Source organism: Clostridium chauvoei, assembly GCF_002327185.1.
Lineage (GTDB): Bacteria > Bacillota > Clostridia > Clostridiales > Clostridiaceae > Clostridium > Clostridium chauvoei.
The window spans coordinates 1,926,384-1,939,459 of record NZ_CP018624.1; the positions used below are offsets into that span (position 1 = coordinate 1,926,384).

Sequence of the window (13,076 nt, forward strand, 5' to 3'; positions counted from 1 at the left end):
ATATTAGCAGAAAAACTTATTGTCTGTTTTATAAATAAATGACTCTCCTATTTCCTTTAATAAAATTAGATTTAAAATTTTCCCTAAATTCTTCTTATCTAATGAAATTGCATCTAATATATCCTCTATATTTACATCTAATTTATAAGGAAGGTTATATTTTATTAAAATTTCTTTTATTTCTTCGCTACTACCCTTTTTAGTTATTCCTTTTTCTTCACTAATCCTAGTAATCTCATACATTCCTATAGCCACACCTTCACCATGTGTGTACTTTGTATAGTTATAGTATTGTTCTATTGCATGACCAAGAGTATGCCCAAAATTTAATAACATTCTCTCTCCCTTATCCTTTTCATCTTTTTCCACAACTATTTTCTTAATTGTGCAACAATTGTGAATTATATATTCAATATTGTTGATAACATCAGTTTTATCTTTATAGGATTTTAGTTTATTAAAAAACTCTCTGTCTTTTATACATCCATATTTTATTACTTCACCCATGCCATCTTTAAAAAATCTTTCTTCTAAAGTATTTAAAACATTAGGATCTATAATTACCGCTTTAGGATGATAGAAACTACCAACAAGATTTTTTCCTCTATCTAAATCTACTCCTACTTTACCACCTACGCTACTATCAACTTGTGCTAATAATGATGTAGGACACTGTATAAAATCAATCCCTCTTAAATAAGTAGATGCAATAAAGCCACCCAAATCTCCAATAACACCTCCACCTAGAGTTAATAATAAATCACTTCTCGTAACTTTAAAATCTAATAACTCATTATATACCCTAGGTAAAGTACGGAAGGCTTTAGTTTCTTCCCCTGGTTCTAAAGAAATTTTCTTTACTTCATATCCTTCATTTACTAAAGATTTCTTTACCTTTTCTCCATAAAATTTATCAACATTTTTATCTGTTAAAATAACAACCTTTTTACCTTTAAAAACCTTATTTACTTCTAAACCTATATAATCTATTAATCCTTTTTCTATAATTATGTTATAGCTTTTATCTTTTAAATCAACTGTTAAATTCAAAGTAACACCTCATCTTTTAAATTTCACGTCCTACTGCCTTAGCTATTGCTTTTAATTCATTAACTAAATTTCCAAGCACTCACTAATAACTCTTCTATTGTAGCAGATAAACCCCTTTTGCTTCTAACTCTTCCTTTAATTTTTTAATCTCTTCTTCTCTAGTTTTTGGTTTTAAAATAATTACCATAAACTTTGCCCCCTTTATTTATAAAAAAGTCTTATTTTATTTGATTTAAATAAAATAAGACTCTTCATTTATTTTTATAATATAGGTGATACTAACCTTATAACTGCTTCTTTTATTTTTAAACTTCTACTTCTATTTTGATACTCTTCAATAGTTACAAGTTTACAATCTTCTTCATCATTAAAGAATATAGCTTCTTGCTTTTTTGAAAATTCTTCATCATATATAACAGCATTTATTTCAAAGTTTAATTTAAAGCTTCTTATGTCTAAATTAGCTGTTCCTATACTACTTACCTTTCCGTCTGCTACTATTGTTTTTGCATGTATAAATCCTTTTTGATATCTATATATCTTAACCCCAAATTCTAATAAATCTCCAATATTTGAACTTAGCATCCATTCCATAAAGAAATGATCTGGTTCTCCTGGAACTATTATCCTTACATCTACTCCTGATAATGCTGCTATTTTTAACGCTTCCATCATAGGCTCATCCGGCACTAAATATGGCGTTTGAATATATACACTTTCCTTAGCATTATTTATTATCTTCATATAAGCATTTTTTATATATTCTTCCTTATGGTCTGGTCCTGATGATACTATTTGCATACCAACATCACCATAGGATTTTTGTTTTGGAAAATATTTTGTATAATCTTTTATTTCTTCTTCTGATGCATAATCCCAATCCAATATAAATCTCTTATTTAACTCATTTACAGCTTCACCTTGAACTCTTATATGAGTGTCTCTCCAAAAATCAAATTGTGTTCCTCTATTTATATACTCATCACCAACATTAAAGCCGCCTACATAACCCACTTCTCCATCTATAACAACAATCTTTCTATGATTTCTATAATTTATACGTACATTTAAATATGGCAAGATCCCTGGAAAAAATATAGAAAACTTTATTCCTAAGCCTTGTATATATTTTATATGTTTACTCCTTATATTTTTAGAACCCATTCCATCAACAAGTAATCTAACTTCTATACCTTCATCCACTTTCTTTTTTAGTTCATCTAATATAGTATTACCTAATCCATCCATTCTGAAAATATAATATTCTATATGTATAAACCTTTTAGCATTTCTTATGTCTTCTAAAACATCTTTAAATTTATCTTCTCCATTTATATATGTTTTTAATTTATTTCCTGTTGTATAAAGAGATCCTGAATGATTATAATTCATCTTTATAAGGTCAACATATTCTTCTCTTATTTTATGAGCTTCACTTGCTTCATTAAACTTATCTCTAAGCTCTTTTGCTTTTCTTTCATCTATAATCTTCTTTTCTCTAAATATTTTTTGCCTACTTAAATTTTGACCCAATGTTAAATAAGCAATAAACCCTATACCTGGAAGTACTGCTAATATTAAAAGCCATGCCCAAGTAGTTGTTGGTTCCTTTCTTTCAATAAAGATAAGTGATACTGAACAAATTATATTTATAATATAAATTATCGTTAATATTATGGTTATACTCATATAATTCTTTACCTTTCTAATTTTTAATTATCTTACTTATATATTACTTTAATTATTTCATTATATACACCATTTTTTATTAATGCAAATCTATAAAATTAAAAATAAAAAAAGCTCGCTATTTAAGCGAGCTTTAATATATATTAGTTAAAAAATCTCTTTAATAATCCTGCAAAAGCCATTCCATGTCTTGCTTCATCTTTGCACATTTCATGAACTGTATCATGGATTGCATCTAAGTTTAATTGCTTAGCTAATGTAGCTAAATCTTTCTTTCCTTGACATGCCCCATGTTCTGCATTTACTCTTGCTTGTAAGTTAGCTTTTGTATCTGCTTCTACCACTTCACCTATTAATTCAGCAAATTTAGCTGCATGTTCTGCTTCTTCCCAAGCTATTCTCTTATATGCTTCTGCAACTTCTGGATATCCTTCTCTATCAGCTTGTCTAGCCATTGCTAAGTACATTCCAACTTCTGTACATTCTCCCATAAAGTTAGCTTGTAATCCTTCCATTATTCTTGGATCTACGTCTTTAGCAACTCCTACTCTATGTTCATCAGCCCAAGTTAATTCTCCACTTTGTTCTATAAACTTATCAGCTCCTACTTGGCATAGTGGGCACTTTTCTGGTGCTGCATCCCCTTCATGAACATATCCACATACTGTACAAACAAATTTTTTCATAATTAAAATCCTCCCTTTATTTATATCCACATTTAATTTTAATTTTCTTTAATACATTTACTTTTAATTCTTTGTAAGATGTTTTTATTTCTCTTCACCTTACATTTATTATTATATAATAATTATTATTAGTTGTAAACACCTTTTTTAATTTTTTTATTTCTTTTTAATATAATAAAAAAATCTCCCAGTACTCTTTAAAATTACTCTAGTATTATGGAATATATTTTATTTATTCAATCGTATTGCTAACTTTTTTATCTTTTCTTCTATTATTTGAATTGTCTTTATAAATTCATCATCCGATTTTCCTGTTGGATCCTCAAGTCCCCAATCCTCTACTTCTTCTGCTGGTAAATATGGACATACAACATTACATCCCATTTTTATTACAATATCTACTTTAGGTATATCACTTAGCAATTTAGATTTTTGTGTTTTGTTCATATCAACATCATATAAATTTTTAACTATTCTTACTGCATCATGATTTATTTCTGATTTAATTTCAGTTCCAGCTGAATAACTTTCAAAAATATCTCCTGCTAATAAATTTCCTAACGCTTCTGCTATTTGTGAACGACATGAATTATGTACACATATAAATGCTACTTTCTTCATAAAAATCTTCTCCTTTATATTTACCAATATTTTTTATAGTAAAAAAGCTCGCTATTTAAGCGAGCTTAATATATCTTAATTAAAAAATCTCTTTAATAATCCTGCAAAAGCCATTCCATGTCTTGCTTCATCTTTGCACATTTCATGAACTGTATCATGGATTGCATCTAAGTTTAATTGCTTAGCTAATGTAGCTAAATCTTTCTTTCCTTGGCATGCTCCATGTTCTGCATTTACTCTTGCTTGTAAGTTAGCTTTTGTATCTGCTTCTACTACTTCACCTATTAATTCAGCAAATTTAGCTGCATGTTCTGCTTCTTCCCAAGCTATTCTCTTATATGCTTCTGCAACTTCTGGATATCCTTCTCTATCAGCTTGTCTAGCCATTGCTAAGTACATTCCAACTTCTGTACATTCTCCCATAAAGTTAGCTTGTAATCCTTCCATTATTCTTGGATCTACGTCTTTAGCAACTCCCACTCTATGTTCATCAGCCCATGCTAATTCTCCACTTTGTTCTATAAACTTGTCAGCTCCTACTTTACATAGTGGGCACTTTTCTGGTGCTGCATCCCCTTCATGAACATATCCACATACTGTACAAACAAATTTTTTCATAATTAAAATCCTCCCTTTATTTATATCCACATTTAATTTTAATTTTCTTTAATACATTTACTTTTAACTCTTTGTAAGATGTTTTATTTCCCTTCACCTTACATTTATTATTATATAATAATTATTATTAGTTGTAAAGACCTTTTTTGAAATTTCTCTTTTTAAACAATAATTATCTTAGGTTAATTATACCAAATTAATTCAAATTATTACATAATTATTTTTATTTTTTTATTCTTTTTAATATAATGTAAAAAAAAGCACCTTTTTTACAAAGATGCTTTTTATTATCTCTTATATTTACTTCTTAATAGCTTAATTTCTTCTGCATATCCATCCAACTCATTTGGAGTTTCTAAAAAGAATGGAATATTTTCTAATTTAGGATGATTTATTATTCTTGTAATAGCATCAACACCTATAAATCCTTCTCCTATTTTTTCATGTCTGTCTTTATGACTTTCAAATGGATTCTTGCTATCATTTAAATGTATTGCATATAATCTATCTAAACCTATAACTCTATCAAACTCATTTAAGACTCCATCTAAATTATTAACTATATCATATCCAGCATCATATATATGGCACGTATCTAAACATACTCCTAAATGTTCTTTTAACTCTACTCTATCTATAATTTCTGCTATTTCTTCAAAAGTTCTACCTACTTCCGTTCCTTTTCCAGACATTGTTTCTAATAAAACTTTAGTTGTTTGATCTGGTTTTAATACTGAATTAAGCATATCTACTATATATTTAATTCCAACTTCACTTCCCTGTTTTACATGACTACCTGGGTGAAAGTTATATAAATTATTCGGTAAATACTCCATTCTAGCTAAATCATCTTCCATAGTTTGTATTGCAAACTCTCTTGTTTTTTCATCTGCTGAACATGCATTTAATGTATATGGTGCATGAGCTAATATTTTAGAAAAATTATTTTCCTTCATAATTTCTAAAAGTTCCTTAATATCCTCTATATCAATTTCTTTAGCTTTTCCCCCTCTAGGATTACGAGTAAAAAATTGAAAAGTATTAGCTCCTATTTTAAGAGCTTCTATTCCCATATGTTTGAATCCCTTTGTTGTTGATAAATGAGATCCTATATTTAACATTGCTATATCCTCCCTTGTGCATTAATTTAAATATCATAATACATATTTAAATCAATTATTGCAAGATGTTTTTATTATTTAATAATTATTATCTTCAAATTCTTTATTAATTATAAAAAAAATCATAGCCCTTTGCTATGATTTTTTACATTATCTTATTTCTTTTCCAAAAGGCATTAAAGATAGTTTAGCTAATTTTAATGATTGTGCCGCAAATGGTATCCCTACTATAGTAATACATAAAGCTACTGCACTTATTAAATTAGCAATACATAACTCTAATCCACCAAAAATTAACCATATTATATTTAATAATAAACTACTATCACTATCATCTACAGTTATGACTTCTTTACCAAAAGGTGCTAATTGGAGAGATGCCATTTTAAAACATTGAAGCCCTATTGGAATTCCTATTATTGTAATGCACCAAAGAAATCCAGATGCTAACCAAGCTATAGCATTAAATAAGCCACCAAATATAATCCAAATTATATTTCCTAAACAAGACATAAAACATTCTCCTATCTTTTCTTTACAGTTTATAATATTATATACTCTTAAGTTTGTTTACTGTTTAAAGTTTTATCTATTTCATTGTTATTAAAGTTATTGAGTTTTCATCTTCTATATTTTCTTCTATTATTTCTATATTTGATAACTTCTTAATTACAATATAGCTTAATATTATAGCTACATTGAAAACCATCATAGCTATAAAGGTATATAAAAATTGTGGCATTATAGCTAATGTTATAGGTGATTTTATTAAATAGCAATAATTAGCTCCTATAACATTATCCACAAAGAATACAATTATATGATATATATTTGTGAATATTAATATTCCTTCTAAATTCTTTGCTGATAACTTTAATTCATCTACTGATAAAACATATATTACTCCCCAAATTAAAAACATATGTCCAATAAAATACGATATTTTTGTATAATGCGGAAAAGCAAAGGGATCTGTACCTGGTAATAAAAGTGCAAATACAGCTCCAAAACCTCCCCAATAAACTGCTAAAGTTTTTAATTTTTTATTATTTATTAAAAGTCCTATCGCTAAACATATAATAGAAACTCTACAATTATATAGTGGCAATCCTTCTTCTAACACTCTATAACCTGATACCACATACCATATATATAAAATAACTTGTTGCATTATTAGAGTTATTGCTATTGTATTTTTAACTCTTGTTCCCAACTTCTTATTTTCTTTCAAATCTTTTTTAAAATTTATTATTAAAATACACACTAATATAGATATCAATAATATAGATATATGTGCCACACCAAATTTTACAAACGTTTGTCCATCTGGTTGAGTCCTAAATATTTCTCTTAATAAATCCATATTTTAACATTCTCCCCCTTTATGCTCTTGTATCTATTCTCGTACTATCATCTTACTCAATAAATCCTAACTTATCAACAGTAAAATCCTTATAAATTTGTAAAAAAACAAAAAGAGATTCGGAATAATCCGAATCTTTATAGTTGAACTAAAGCACAATTTTCTATAGATGCTATCCCATTTTCTCTACAATATAATAATATTTCATCACTTTCTGCACCTGGTTGAATCAAAACATTCTTTATTCCAAGAGAATTTGCTTCTTTTAATATTTCTAATCCCAATTTTGGATTTACACATAAATCTATTGCATCTATTTTATAAGGAACTTCTGTTAATGTTTTGAACACATTCTCTCCACCCTTTGGATGAACTCCAGATACCACATAACTTTTGCTTTTAAATTTTTCTAATATTTTATATGCATACTTACTAGTATTAGTAACATCTCCAACAACTACCCAATTTTTTAACTGAATCATTTCTTTTATATTCATTAGCTTCCTCCTTAATATATTCCTTTTCAATATATAATATTATTTTTTTCTATTTTTAGCAATAATATTCTATTAACACATTATTTTTTCAGTATAAATATAGTATAATTTAAGTATACTAATTAAACCGCTTCTTAGGGGGACATAATATGAAAATTGCTTTAAAAATACTATTTTTTTTACCGACTATTATTTTTTCACTACTTATAATTCTTGATTTATTTGATTTTACTTATAAACTATTTAAACTAAAAAAATCATCTTCTAATTTAAAGTTTAAGTATATATCTAAAATTAATATCCTTAATAAAGTTTCTTTAATTTGTGGAATTATAATAGTTTTAACTACTATTCATTCTAGACATATTGATTTTTGGAGTTTAGCAGGTTTATATCTTGTAGAAACTACTTTAATAGATTCTTGTACTGTTTTTAGTGATGACTTTATTTTTATACAAAAAGTAAAAATTCCTTATACTACTATAGAAAGTCTTTTGTGCCAAAAATCTGATATTTCTAAATCAAAGAAAAGAACATTACTTATAAGAAGTGAAAACAAAAAAGAAATCACATTATTCACAAATAAAAAGAATTCAGATTTTTTAATTTCCTATCTTAAAGATAAAAATGATAAAATATCAGTTAATTTTGAACAACTTTAATAAAACCCAACAGGTAATATTCATATCTGTTGGGTTTATTTTTATATAACAACAAAGGTATTTAAGTATTCTTCTTCTATTGGTCCCTTATCTCTAAGATATCTCTTCATAGCCTCAATTGCTGTAACTTCTAATTTTTCTCTATTTTCTCCTAAATATTTAGGAACTGCTTGCTCTGTTATATAGCTTACACTATATGACTTTTCTGCGTTTAATTCTTCTCCCTCTACAAATAATTTTTGTATTCTATGACCTTTTGGATTTTCTATAAGAATATATGCTTTTATCCCAATTGCTCTTGGCATAAATCCTCCTATTTGACCAAAAGGATTTTTACTATACGTTTGTTCTATCATAGTTTCTAAAAGTTCTACTATTTCATAGCCCTTTAAGGTTACATTTATTATTTTCGGATTCATAGGAACTATATTAAACAAATCATTTACTGTTATTTTTCCTGGTACTATAGGTGTTCCATATCTCCATCCATGAGAAAAACAGATTTTATTTCCTGTTACATTAGAAATAGATTTTAATAGGAAATTATCCATAGTAGACTCCATAGATAAATCTCTATTTAATACACTATTAGTTTCTCCTACTACTACATCTAATTCCTCTTTATATGGCTCATAAGCATTTTCTATAAGAGTTTCTATTTCTTGATTTTTTTCTATATTATCTGAAATAGTAATAAGTTCATGAGTATAATCTATTACTTTTCCATCTAAAATATCTAAATCTAATCTTCCTATAAAAGAGCCATGACATCCAGATTGTATAAGTATAGTATCTCCTATTTTTATAGGAGAATTTAGTCTATTATGAGTATGACCACTTATACATATATCTACATCATTAACAGTTTGTAATATTTCATAATCTGTTGGCATTCCAAGATGTGATAATAAAACTATAACATCTACCTTATGCTTATTTTTAAGTTCTACAACTGTTTGAGGTATTTCTTTATATTCTGGTGACATATATATTCCTTGACTAAATTTTTGTGGAAAACCTTGCACTACATGTTCACAAGCCATACCAATGATACCAATTTTTAAGCCATCAATTTCTTTTATTATATATGGATCAAATAATCTCTTCTTTTTATCATATACATATGTATTAGCAGATAGCATGGGGTAATTTAATCTTCTTGAAATTTCAGCTAAATGAGATGGTGTATATGCAAAATCCCAATGAGCAGTCATTGCATCTATACCCATTTTATTCATAATAGGAATTATTGCATTTCCTTGAGTTTGAGTAGTTATAAAGGTTCCATGGAATGTATCTCCACAATCTAAAACTATAGTATTAGGATTTTCTTGTTTTATACTATCTATTACAGTTTTTATTCTTGAATATCCACCGGCTTCTTTTATATTTATACCATTAGCCTCAAAAAAAGCTTCATTGTGAGGCTTTACATGTCCATGAACATCATTTATTTGTATTATTGTAAGTCTTTTCTTTTCTGTCATTACCCTTCTCCTTATGCCTTAATATAGCAATATCCTTCTTCATGCTTTTCAGCAATGGTTGCTACTCCACATGGCACTATTTCTACAAAAGAACATAATTCCTCTTTAGTTATTGTAAGTTTCTTTAATGCATTATGACATGCCATGAATTTAACATTTTCCTTAGCTAATTCATCAAACTTTATATACATTTTAGAATTAACAGCGATTTGTTCTTTTAAATCTATTACTGCAACGCTATTAACTAATATGCCTATTTCGAAAGTCTTTCCTGATTCCTTTCCATACTTAACCATATTTTTTACATTTTCTACTGTTAACTTCCATTTACTTGGGTTATCAATGTGATATAATACTTTCATTTTTCTGTCTCCTTACTTAAGTCGTATTTTCATTTAGTATTTTCCCCCAAAAGTATATATGTATTCTTATTTTTTTAACAAAAATTTGTACCTGTTGACTTTATAAGGATAGATAATATATAATAATTTATGATTAATTAAAAATTTAATATTTTATTGCATTGAATAGGAGTAGTACTATATCCTTATATCTTTAGAGAGTTACTGTTTGGTGAAAAGTAACGATATAAATATAGGAACTTGCCTAGGAGCTTACTTGTCAAAAGCAAGTACGGGATATTCCCGTTATTTATTTAAGCGAGAAATTTTACTTAGGTATATTTATCTAGTATTTTTTCTAATAAGAGTGGTACCGCGAAATAATGTCTTTCGTCTCTTAAATAGAGATGGAGGACTTTTTTTTATAAATAAAAATATAGGAGGACTTAAAATGAGTAACTATGGAACTGCTATTGATAAAAAATGGCAAGATAAATGGGAAGAAACTAAACTTTATAAATTCGACCCTAATAAAGAAGGGGAAAAACTTTACGTATTAGAAATGTTCTCATACCCTTCAGGTAGCCAATTACATGCTGGTCACTGGTTTAACTATGGACCTGTTGATTCATGGGCTAGAATGAAGAGAATGCAAGGATATAATGTATTCCAACCAATGGGATTTGATGCTTTCGGCTTACCTGCTGAAAACTTTGCAATAAAAACTGGAATCCACCCTAAGGATTCAACTGATAAAAATATAGTAAACATGGAAAAACAATTAAAAGCTATGGGTGCTATGTTTAACTGGGAAAATGAAGTTGTAACTTGTAACCCTGATTACTATAAATGGACTCAATGGGTATTCTTAAAACTTTATGAAAAAGGCTTAGCTTATAGAAAGAAAGCCCCTGTAAATTGGTGTCCATCATGTAATACAGTTCTTGCAAATGAACAAGTTGTTGAAGGTGCTTGTGAAAGATGTTCAACAGAAGTTACAAAGAAGGATTTAACTCAATGGTTCTTAAAAATAACTGATTATGCCGATGAACTTCTTGAAAAGCTTGATACTTTAGATTGGCCTGAAAAAACTGTGGCTATGCAAAAACACTGGATTGGTAAATCTACTGGTGCTGAAGTTACTTTTAAGGTTAAAGATTCCGATCTTAAATTCGATGTTTTCACAACAAGAGTTGATACTTTAAATGGAGTTACATATGTTGTTTTAGCTCCTGAAAACCCATTAGTAGATAAACTTACTACTGCTGAAAATAAAGAATCTGTTGAAAATTATAAAGATGAAGCTAAAAAGCAATCTGATATAGAAAGACAATCTCTTTCTAGAGAAAAAACTGGTGTATTCACTGGTTCTTACGCTATTAATCCAATTAACGGAAAAGAAGTTCCTGTTTGGGTTGGTGATTATGTATTAGCAACTTACGGAACTGGTGCTGTTATGGCTGTTCCAGCTCATGATGAAAGAGACTTTGCTTTTGCTACAAAGTTTAATCTTCCAATTGAAAAAGTTATAACTAGCAAAAATGGTAAAGAAGTAGAACTTCCTTATTGTGAATATGGTGTTTTAGTAAACTCTGGTGAATTTGATGGATTAACTACAGAAGAAGCTAAAATTAAAATAGTCGAGAAATTAGCTTCAATGGAATTAGGCTCAGCTAAGGTTAACTATAGATTAAGAGATTGGTTAGTTTCAAGACAAAGATATTGGGGTGCTCCAATTCCAATGATTCATTGTGAACATTGTGGAACTGTTCCTGTACCTGAAAATCAATTACCTGTAGAGCTTCCTTACAATGTTGAGTTTGCTCCAGATGGAAAATCTCCACTTGCTAAATGTGATGAGTTCATAAACACAACTTGTCCAAAATGTGGTAAACCAGCTAAGAGAGAAGCTGATACTTTAGATACATTTGTATGTTCATCATGGTATCAATTAAGATATCCTGACAACAAGAATTCTGAAAAAGCCTTTGATAAGGATTTAGTTAATAAAATGCTTCCTGTTGATAAATATGTTGGAGGACCTGAACATGCTTGTATGCATCTTCTTTATGCAAGATTTATAACTAAAGCATTAAGAGATATGGGTTATTTAGATTTTGATGAACCATTTAAATCATTAACTCACCAAGGTTTAATATTAGGACCAGATGGATTAAAAATGAGTAAATCAAAAGGAAATACAATTTCTCCAGATGATTATATATCTGAATATGGTTCTGACGTATTTAGAATGTATTTAATGTTTGGTTTTGCATACACTGAAGGTGGTGCTTGGAGTGATGATGGTCTTAAGTCAGTTGCTAGATTTGTAGATAGAATTGAAAGATATTTAGAAATATCTAGAGAAGCTATTAATAGTTCTGAAAATAATAAAACTACAATGGATAAACCTGAAAAGGAATTAAACTTCTGGCTTCATAATGCAATTAAGGGAGTAACTGAAGATAGCGATAAAATGCAATTTAATACTGCTATTGCAAGAATGATGGAATTTGTTAATGCCTTCTCAAAATATCTTCAAGAAGATACTAAGAACTTAGAATTCTTAAAAAATACAATAAAGGATTTCTTAAAGATATTAGCACCTTTTGCTCCTCACTTTGCAGAAGAACAATGGAGTTTATTTAATCTTCCATTCTCAATCTTCAATGAAGCTTGGCCAAAGTTTGATGAAAAAGCTTTAGTTAAGGATGAAGTAGAAATAGCAATTCAAGTTAACGGTAAAATTAAAGCTAAAATAAATGTTCCAACAGATCTTAATGATGAAGGAATAAAAGAAGCTTCTTTAGCTGATGAGAAAGTAATTGCTGCTATTGATGCCAAAAATATAGTTAAAGTAATTGTTATAAAAGGAAGACTTGTAAATATAGTCGTAAAATAATAATTAAATAAAAACACTCTATATCAAATTACCTATAGT

Annotated in this window: 13 protein-coding genes and 1 other annotated feature; of the genes, 2 read left to right on the forward strand and 11 right to left on the reverse strand. The window is 28.2% G+C overall.

The window, feature by feature from the left end; genetic code table 11:
• Window positions 1-3: 3 nt before the first annotated feature.
• The 9 genes from aroB to BTM21_RS09105 all read right to left on the reverse strand — a co-directional run bounded on the left by aroB (window position 4) and on the right by BTM21_RS09105 (window position 7,645).
• Complete coding sequence (gene aroB, locus BTM21_RS09065; protein ID WP_021875009.1) at window positions 4-1,050, reverse strand: 3-dehydroquinate synthase; 1,047 nt, start codon at window positions 1,048-1,050, stop codon at window positions 4-6.
• 261 nt (window positions 1,051-1,311) lie between these two features.
• Complete coding sequence (gene cls, locus BTM21_RS09070; RefSeq protein ID WP_021875008.1) at window positions 1,312-2,739, reverse strand: cardiolipin synthase; 1,428 nt, start codon at window positions 2,737-2,739, stop codon at window positions 1,312-1,314.
• Between the two features lie 143 nt (window positions 2,740-2,882).
• Window positions 2,883-3,425: an NADH peroxidase gene (locus BTM21_RS09075; RefSeq protein ID WP_079481162.1), complete on the reverse strand. Its 543-nt coding sequence runs from the start codon at window positions 3,423-3,425 to the stop codon at window positions 2,883-2,885.
• Between the two features lie 228 nt (window positions 3,426-3,653).
• Window positions 3,654-4,046, reverse strand: coding sequence for an arsenate reductase ArsC (locus tag BTM21_RS09080; protein WP_021875006.1), 393 nt, complete (start codon window positions 4,044-4,046; stop codon window positions 3,654-3,656).
• 75 nt (window positions 4,047-4,121) lie between these two features.
• Window positions 4,122-4,664, reverse strand: a complete 543-nt coding sequence (locus tag BTM21_RS09085) for an NADH peroxidase (protein ID WP_079481161.1) — start codon at window positions 4,662-4,664, stop codon at window positions 4,122-4,124.
• A 287-nt stretch (window positions 4,665-4,951) separates the two neighbouring features.
• On the reverse strand, window positions 4,952-5,785 hold the full coding sequence (locus tag BTM21_RS09090) for a deoxyribonuclease IV (RefSeq protein WP_021875004.1): 834 nt from the start codon (window positions 5,783-5,785) through the stop codon (window positions 4,952-4,954).
• Window positions 5,786-5,935: 150 nt separating this feature from the next.
• Window positions 5,936-6,298, reverse strand: a complete 363-nt coding sequence (locus tag BTM21_RS09095; RefSeq protein WP_021875003.1) for a YccF domain-containing protein — start codon at window positions 6,296-6,298, stop codon at window positions 5,936-5,938.
• 76 nt (window positions 6,299-6,374) lie between these two features.
• Entirely contained in the window at window positions 6,375-7,148 is a 774-nt protein-coding gene (locus tag BTM21_RS09100) for a TMEM164-related integral membrane acyltransferase (RefSeq protein WP_079481160.1), read from the reverse strand.
• A 137-nt stretch (window positions 7,149-7,285) separates the two neighbouring features.
• Window positions 7,286-7,645 (reverse strand): CoA-binding protein, encoded by a 360-nt coding sequence (locus tag BTM21_RS09105; protein ID WP_021875001.1) that lies wholly within the window; start codon window positions 7,643-7,645, stop codon window positions 7,286-7,288.
• Window positions 7,646-7,794: 149 nt separating this feature from the next.
• Here BTM21_RS09105 and BTM21_RS09110 point away from each other — a divergent pair, with 149 nt between their 5' ends.
• On the forward strand, window positions 7,795-8,307 hold the full coding sequence (locus BTM21_RS09110) for a hypothetical protein (protein WP_021875000.1): 513 nt from the start codon (window positions 7,795-7,797) through the stop codon (window positions 8,305-8,307).
• Window positions 8,308-8,348: 41 nt separating this feature from the next.
• Here BTM21_RS09110 and BTM21_RS09115 read toward each other — a convergent pair whose 3' ends face one another.
• The gene (locus BTM21_RS09115; protein WP_021874999.1) at window positions 8,349-9,794 is read right to left on the reverse strand and encodes a bifunctional metallophosphatase/5'-nucleotidase; all 1,446 of its coding nucleotides are present in this window, start codon (window positions 9,792-9,794) and stop codon (window positions 8,349-8,351) included.
• A gap of 11 nt (window positions 9,795-9,805) precedes the next feature.
• Window positions 9,806-10,156 carry a DsrE family protein gene (locus BTM21_RS09120; RefSeq protein WP_021874998.1) on the reverse strand — a complete coding sequence of 117 codons (351 nt, stop codon included), beginning with the start codon at window positions 10,154-10,156 and terminating at the stop codon, window positions 9,806-9,808.
• Window positions 10,157-10,308: 152 nt separating this feature from the next.
• Window positions 10,309-10,536 (forward strand) — a binding site (T-box leader).
• Between the two features lie 50 nt (window positions 10,537-10,586).
• On the opposite strand from BTM21_RS09120, the gene leuS reads away from it, so the two are divergent.
• Window positions 10,587-13,037, forward strand: coding sequence for a leucine--tRNA ligase (gene leuS, locus BTM21_RS09125; protein ID WP_021874997.1), 2,451 nt, complete (start codon window positions 10,587-10,589; stop codon window positions 13,035-13,037).
• Window positions 13,038-13,076 lie beyond the last annotated feature (39 nt).

Excerpts from the sequence above, each read along its gene's own strand:
- cls (WP_021875008.1), bottom strand. The coding sequence starts at position 2,739 with ATGAGTATAACCATAATATTAACGATAATTTATATTATAAATATAATT.
- BTM21_RS09075 (WP_079481162.1), bottom strand. The coding sequence starts at position 3,425 with ATGAAAAAATTTGTTTGTACAGTATGTGGATATGTTCATGAAGGGGAT.
- BTM21_RS09080 (WP_021875006.1), bottom strand. The coding sequence starts at position 4,046 with ATGAAGAAAGTAGCATTTATATGTGTACATAATTCATGTCGTTCACAA.
- BTM21_RS09085 (WP_079481161.1), bottom strand. The coding sequence starts at position 4,664 with ATGAAAAAATTTGTTTGTACAGTATGTGGATATGTTCATGAAGGGGAT.
- BTM21_RS09090 (WP_021875004.1), bottom strand. The coding sequence starts at position 5,785 with ATGTTAAATATAGGATCTCATTTATCAACAACAAAGGGATTCAAACAT.
- BTM21_RS09095 (WP_021875003.1), bottom strand. The coding sequence starts at position 6,298 with ATGTCTTGTTTAGGAAATATAATTTGGATTATATTTGGTGGCTTATTT.
- BTM21_RS09100 (WP_079481160.1), bottom strand. The coding sequence starts at position 7,148 with ATGGATTTATTAAGAGAAATATTTAGGACTCAACCAGATGGACAAACG.
- BTM21_RS09105 (WP_021875001.1), bottom strand. The coding sequence starts at position 7,645 with ATGAATATAAAAGAAATGATTCAGTTAAAAAATTGGGTAGTTGTTGGA.
- BTM21_RS09110 (WP_021875000.1), top strand. The coding sequence starts at position 7,795 with ATGAAAATTGCTTTAAAAATACTATTTTTTTTACCGACTATTATTTTT.
- BTM21_RS09115 (WP_021874999.1), bottom strand. The coding sequence starts at position 9,794 with ATGACAGAAAAGAAAAGACTTACAATAATACAAATAAATGATGTTCAT.
- BTM21_RS09120 (WP_021874998.1), bottom strand. The coding sequence starts at position 10,156 with ATGAAAGTATTATATCACATTGATAACCCAAGTAAATGGAAGTTAACA.
- leuS (WP_021874997.1), top strand. The coding sequence starts at position 10,587 with ATGAGTAACTATGGAACTGCTATTGATAAAAAATGGCAAGATAAATGG.